Source organism: Streptomyces aurantiaciflavus, from assembly GCF_049808595.1.
In the GTDB taxonomy this organism is placed as follows: Bacteria; Actinomycetota; Actinomycetes; order Streptomycetales; family Streptomycetaceae; genus Streptomyces.
This window is the reverse complement of sequence record NZ_JBNCAQ010000047.1, coordinates 67,264-73,263: the sequence shown is the minus strand read 5'-3', so window position 1 is coordinate 73,263 and position 6,000 is coordinate 67,264. Positions and strand designations below refer to the sequence as shown.

The following is a 6,000-nucleotide window of genomic DNA, read 5'->3' as shown; positions in this document are numbered from 1 at the left end:
TGGGTGATCCGGTGTTTCGTCAGGTGTGCCAGGACGGCGTGGTTGGCCTCCCAGCCGTCCGGGAACTTCACGACCGTTCCCAGCTGTACCGGCTCGGTCGACGGATAGTCGTCCAGGAGTTCGCCCACCCCCGCCCGGCACACCACGATGCACGCGTGCCGGTGGCGGGACGCGAGGACGCAGAGGCGGCCCGTTTCCAGGTGGAAGGCGGTGGCGTCGGGGCGGCCGGAGAGGGGGTGGAGGATCACCGTGACGTCGTACTCCCGGCCCTGGAGCCGGTTGGCCGTGTCCACGGTGACGTCCGTGACGCCCAGCTCGGCGAGCGCCGCGCGGACGGCCGCCGCCTGGTCGCGGTGTGCCGTGCCGACGGCGATCCGGTCGGCGGTCAGGGCGGTGGGGGCGGGGGAGCGTTCGGAGGTGGCGGCGCCGCCTCGGTCCAGCAGGCGGCGGACGACCGTCGCGACCGCCCGTACCGCCTCCGGGTCCGTGCGCGGCGTGTGCCGGGCGGGCAGCTCCAGCAGGCCCCAGCCGGACTCCGCCGCCTCGTCGATCACCCGGTCCGGCGCGGAGCCGTCCGAGGGAACGGCGAAGGCCAGACGCCGGTCGCCGTGGTCCGTGCCGCTGCGGAAGGGGGTGTACGGGTAGAAGGCGTCCGAGACCAGGGGCGCCGCCGACGCCGGGAGGCGCCAGGACACCGGCAGCCGGTGCTGCGGCAGGTCCGGGTTGTGCGCCAGCAGCGTCGTCACCGCCGAGGCCGACGGGTCGTACGACAGGCCCGCCCACTGCTCACTGCCCACGATCGCGAACGGGTCCAGCTGCCCCGGGTCGCCCACGAACAGCGCCCGCTCGAACAGCCCGGCCACCGCGAGCAGGCCGTCCGAGCGCATCTGGTACGCCTCGTCCACGATCGCGTGCCGCCACGGCTCGTCGACCTTCACATGCGCCCACTTCGCCGCCGTGGAGATCACCACGGGCAGACCGGTGAGGTCTCCCGCCTTCGCCGACTTCCGTACGTTCGGCAGGTCGTCCAGCGCCTTGTCGTAGGCGTCGGTGTCGCTGCTGTGCAGACGGCCCACCGGCAGCTCGGGGCTCTTCTCGGCGAGGCGCAGGACAAGATCGTCGACCTGGGCGTTGGTCTGCGCGACCACCATCAACGGCCGCCCGGCGTCCGCCAGTTCCAGTGCCGCGCGGACGACGAGCGTGGACTTGCCGGCGCCCGGAGGGGAGTCGACGACCACACCGCGCGCGCCGCCGTGCAGCGTGTCGTGGAGGATCGCGTCGGTGGCGCGGGCGGCGGCGGTACCGGCGTCGAAGACGGTCTCGGTGGTCACAGGGAGTCCTCCTCGGTGACGGGGTCGGCGGCTTCCAGGACCGGCTCGCCGGGCGGACCGCCGTGCGTCCACGGTGTCTCCTCCGGGTCGGGCAGCTTCGCGCCGCCGCGCTGCTCGTGCTCGAAGAGCGTGAAGCACACCCGGTCGCCCTTCTCGGGCACCGACCCCTCATCCGGCTCCTTGCCGCGGCCCATCTTGTCGACGATCCGCAGCACCAGGACGCCCTCGTCCTCCTGACCGACGAACTCCGCCGCCTGCGGCTTGCCGCCCAGCGACCGGAACACCTTCGCCCGCTCCCCGAGATGCGGCCGGTCCTCCGTACGGACCGTGACCAGCGGGCGCGGACTCGGCCGTTTGCCCTCGCTGTACGCCATGACGACGTCGACGACCTCGCCCGCGAACGCCTCCCCGGTCAGCCGCCGGCCCGCCATCACCAGCGGGTCGTCGAGGGCCTCCTGCGCCTCCAGACGGGCCTGCTCGCGCTCGCGCGTGGCCAGCTTGTTGGCGGCGGTGACCGCGTCGTCGCGGCGCGGCTGCGGCGGCTCGCCCGCCACGACCCGGTCGCGGTGACCGGTGAACGACCAGCGGTCGCGCGTCCACCGCTCTTCGACGTGCGCCCCTTCGGGCAGCGTCCGCAGCAGGTCGATGCCCTCCCACACCCTCCGCCAGGTGGGCAGCGTCCGGCTGCGGACCAGCTCGCGGATCTCCCGCTCGGCCGCGGTCAGCTCGCCGAGCCGGTCGTCGGCCTGCAGTCCGTCCTCGGCGGCGGCCAGGGCGGTGCGCGCACGGTCGTAGCGCTCGATGGCCGGGGCGAGCAGCTTGTTGTCGAACGCCGGGTCGGTCGCCGGACCGGCCGGCGGGCACAGCAGCTGGCCCTCGTCGTCGCGCGCGAGCTCGGCCTGGAGCGCGGCCTCGGCGCCCGTGCTGCCCTCGGGCGGGTCGATCCAGGCGAGCAGCGCCCCCAGGTGCTGGTCCTCCAGGCTGGACTGCCCGGTCGCCCAGTGCCGGCCCAGTACCTCCGTGAGCGCCAGCAGCAGCGAGGACCCGGGCACCCGGGCCCGCTCCCCGAAGTGCGTCAGCCACCGCCCGAGCAACGGCACGCGCGGGGGCGCGGGATACGGCGTCTCCGGGTCCTGCTCCGCCGTACGCCGAAAGCGCATCGAGCGGCCCAGCAGGCGGACGAGGTCGACGCCCGCGCGGCTGGGGACGACCAGCTGGGGCGCGTCGGCGCACAGCTCGACCTCGACCTTGACGCGTTTGCCGGTCTGCGGGTCGGTCTCGTTGCGCTCGGCGGCCTCGACGGCGTCGGCGTAGGAGTCGATGTACGGCAGGACGATGTCGGCCAGCTCCGCCAGGAACGCGAACCTCAGGTCGCGGTCGCGCGGCTGCGGGACGACCAGCAGGCGGGGCGTGTCCCGGTCGGTGCCGACCAGCGCGCCCAGCGGGGCGCCGGCCTCACCGGCGGTGGTCAGCGGCACGAACACCAGCGGCCGTTCGGACAGGTGCCGGTGCCGGACGGTGGCGGCGGGCTGGGCGCGGCCGGTGGTGACGGCTTCGAGGCGGGCGAGGGTGGCGATCAGTGACACATCGCCCCCAGGGCCTCGCCCCGCAGCTGAGCCGCTCTGCGCAGGGCCGCGACCGCCGGATCGTCCGGGTCCCCGGCCTCCCCGCGCGCGGCGGCCAGCACGTCCTCGACCGTCGTCAGCCCGCCCAGCTCGGCGCGGACCGGGCGGCCCAGGGTGGTGACGGCGCCGGCCGCGCGGGAGCGGGCGCGGCAGTGGAAGGCCAGCTCGCACGCGGCCAGGCACTCCGGCGTGTACGCCGCCGAGACCGACTCGACGGCCGCCGTGAGCTGCTCGGCGGGCAGCTCGGGGGAGAAGCACGTGCCCTCCGGGAGGGCGTCGGCGATGTCCTGGATGCGGGTGAGCCGGGCCAGCTGGCGGCTGGTGACCGCGCGCTGCTTGCGGACGTCCACGGCGGAGGCGGTGGGCAGGTTGGAGAAGTCCTTGGGGCAGACCAGGAGCACGCGGTGGCGCACACGCGGGGCCGGGGCGTTTTCCTGAGCGGTCCACCTCGGGGGCGCCTCGGTCCCCTCCGGTTCCGTGCCGAGACGGCCGGCGACCTCCTCCAGCGCCAGCACGTACACCGCGGCCTGCCGGGCGGCCGCGCCGACCTTCGCCGGGTCCGCCGAGCCGTCCAGCATCGGGAACGACTTGATCTCCACGACCGTCCAGCTGCCGTCCGGGTGCACCACCACCGCGTCCGGCTCCAGGAAGGCGGGGGAGCCGGCGACGTCCAGCGCGAGCATCGGGTGGTCGAGCACCGTCCAGGTGCCGGAGGCCTCGGTGGCCTCGCGCAGCGCCAGCGCCGTCCGCGCCGTACGGCCCTCGGGGCCGATCGCCGACAGGTCGGGGACGCTCGCCCCGGCGGGCGGTACGGCGCGCGGGTCCAGCCTCTCGTGGACCAGACGCAGCAGCTCCGCGCCGCCGTCCGCCTTCACCTTCGCCTCGAACGCGTTGCCGCGCGTCAGGGCGAACTGCGACTGCCCGAAGGCCGAGGGCGAGCCCAGCGCGCTCGCCAGCGCCGCCTTGTCCACCCCGGCGCCGTCGAGGATCGCGCGCCGTCGGCAGCCCGGGTTCGCGGCGAGCGCCGCGAGGGCCCGGGCGTCCAGCGCCTTGGCGGGTACGTCGGGACCGCGCAGGTCAGCGAGCCGCTGCCGGAGCGCCGTCCCCCGCGTCCGAGGGGGAGGCACCCGGCTCGGCTCCGGGCCCGAACCGTGACTCGCGCTGCCGTGGAATTCGCTCACCCGTGGAAGTCTGGCATCCGCCACTGACAATCGGGGCGCCAGCGCCCCCGGAGGCCGTCGAGGCCAGAGGGACACGCGCCGCGGCGACCGGGCCGCGGGCCGCGAACCAGGCGCGGACCCCGTCCGCCCGCCGCATGACCAGCGGCGCCAGCAGCAGGCCCACGCCCATCACGGCCGCGCCCGCGGCCGCGTCGAGGAAGTAGTGGTTCGCGGTGCCCATCACGACGATCACCGTCACCAGGGGGTAGACGACGGCCGCCACCTTCGCCGTGGGCGTGCGGCCGTGGCGCCACAGCATCACCCCGCACCACAGCGCCCAGCCCACGTGCAGACTCGGCATGGCGGCGTACTGGTTGGTCATGCCGCCCATCCCCCGCGGCGCACTGGCCTCGCCGCCCCACCAGCCGTACGAGCTGTACTGGGCCATCGTGTCCACGAAGCCGTGTTCCGCCGACAGCAGCCGGGGCGGGCAGGTGGGCAGCAGGGTGAAGCCGATCAGGCCTATGAAGGTCGACGTCATCAGCCAGGTGCGGGCCGCCCGGTAGTGGACGGCACGCGAGCGGAACAGCCAGACCAGGATCACCGGCGTCACCACATAGTGCAGCGACGCGTACCAGAAGTCCGCCGGGACGCCGATCCACGCCTCGGACCGGAAGAGGCGGTTCAGCGGGTGCTCCGCGTTGATGTGCAGGAACTTCTCGATCCGCAGGATCGCCAGACCGTGGTCGACGGCCGTACTGACGTCCCCGCGCGCGAGCAGCCGGCCCGCCGAGTAGCACGCGTACACCAGAAGGATCAGCGGCAGTTCGGTCCACCAGCGCAGTCGGCTCGTCGGCGCCGCCTCGGTACCCGGTGTCTCGGTCTGCGGCATCCGATCGCCTCCCCCTTCTTGTCGCTGCGGCGCGGTGGCACGGAGGTGCCACTTTACGGCGTGCGTACGCGCCCGTTCCGAACGCCCCCGGCCCTCAAAGACGCTGAGATCGCCCGCCGGGTTGCCCCTGTTCAGGGTGAGCGATGATGGAGGGGTTCCGCCTCTGATTTGTCCCTGGGTTCCCCCAGGGTTTCCCCGGAAAGGTCCCCCATGGCACCGCGCATCCTGCTGGCCCGCCACGGACAGACGGAGTGGTCGCTGTCCGGCAAGCACACCGGCAGGACCGACGTGCCCCTGCTGGAGGAGGGCCGCCGCGGCGCCAAGCTGCTCGGCGAGCGGCTGCACCGGGCGCCGTTCGACGGCCTCCCGGACGTCGAGATACGCGTCAGCCCGCTGGCACGCGCGCGTGAGACGTGCGAGATCGCCGGCTTCGGCGAGCGGGCCACCACGTGGGACACGCTCATGGAGTGGGACTACGGCGCGTACGAGGGCCTGACCCCCGTCGACATCCAGGCCCGGCGGCCGGGCTGGCTCATCTGGCGTGACGGGGTGCCCGGCGGCGAGAGCCTGGCCGAGGTCACCGCGCGCGCGGACGAAGTCGTCGCCTGGGCACGCGCCGAGGACCGGGACGTCCTCGTCTTCGCCCACGGGCACATCCTCCGGTCGATCGGCGCGAGGTGGCTGGGGCTGCCGCTGGACTTCGCGGCACGCATCCGGCTCAACCCGACGTCGCTGTCGGTCCTGGGCTGGGCCTACGGGGAGCCGGCGATCGAGAGCTGGAACGACCTGGGGCACTTGGCGGGCTGACGAACCCTTGCCGGGTTGCCGCAGGCGGGTGCGTCCGTCCGCCCGCGCTCGCGGGGCGCCGGCTTCTGCGGACCGCGGCCGCCCTGTCGCACGACTGCCCGCGGCCAGGGCGGGGCGGCGTCGACGCGTGCCGTCTCGACGGGCGCCGTTCCTGTGGGACGGGAGCCGCCCTGCGGGGAGGTGCC

At 74.6% G+C, this 6,000-nt stretch carries 5 protein-coding genes; 1 reads left to right on the top strand and 4 read right to left on the bottom strand.

Features of this window, described 5'->3' with window-relative positions:
• From ACPT94_RS37850 to ACPT94_RS37835, 4 genes are all read right to left on the bottom strand, one after another.
• On the bottom strand, positions 1-1,331 hold a 1,331-nt coding region (locus ACPT94_RS37850), incomplete at its 3' end, for an AAA domain-containing protein (RefSeq protein WP_425247882.1).
• Positions 1,328-2,917 carry a hypothetical protein gene (locus ACPT94_RS37845; RefSeq protein ID WP_425247244.1) on the bottom strand — a complete coding sequence of 530 codons (1,590 nt, stop codon included), beginning with the start codon at positions 2,915-2,917 and terminating at the stop codon, positions 1,328-1,330. The genes ACPT94_RS37850 and ACPT94_RS37845, both read right to left, overlap by 4 nt.
• Positions 2,908-4,083 carry a hypothetical protein gene (locus ACPT94_RS37840; RefSeq protein ID WP_425247243.1) on the bottom strand — a complete coding sequence of 392 codons (1,176 nt, stop codon included), beginning with the start codon at positions 4,081-4,083 and terminating at the stop codon, positions 2,908-2,910. Before ACPT94_RS37840 ends, ACPT94_RS37845 begins: the two co-directional genes overlap by 10 nt.
• Positions 4,034-5,008 (bottom strand): phosphatase PAP2 family protein, encoded by a 975-nt coding sequence (locus tag ACPT94_RS37835; protein ID WP_360336901.1) that lies wholly within the window; start codon positions 5,006-5,008, stop codon positions 4,034-4,036. Before ACPT94_RS37835 ends, ACPT94_RS37840 begins: the two co-directional genes overlap by 50 nt.
• A 210-nt stretch (positions 5,009-5,218) precedes the next feature.
• Here ACPT94_RS37835 and ACPT94_RS37830 point away from each other — a divergent pair, with 210 nt between their 5' ends.
• Entirely contained in the window at positions 5,219-5,815 is a 597-nt protein-coding gene (locus tag ACPT94_RS37830) for a histidine phosphatase family protein (protein ID WP_360336899.1), read from the top strand.
• Positions 5,816-6,000 lie beyond the last annotated feature (185 nt).

What these genes read in the sequence shown, in the direction of transcription:
- ACPT94_RS37835 (WP_360336901.1), bottom strand. Translation starts at nt 5,008, where the DNA reads ATGCCGCAGACCGAGACACCGGGTACCGAGGCGGCGCCGACGAGCCGA.
- ACPT94_RS37830 (WP_360336899.1), top strand. Translation starts at nt 5,219, where the DNA reads ATGGCACCGCGCATCCTGCTGGCCCGCCACGGACAGACGGAGTGGTCG.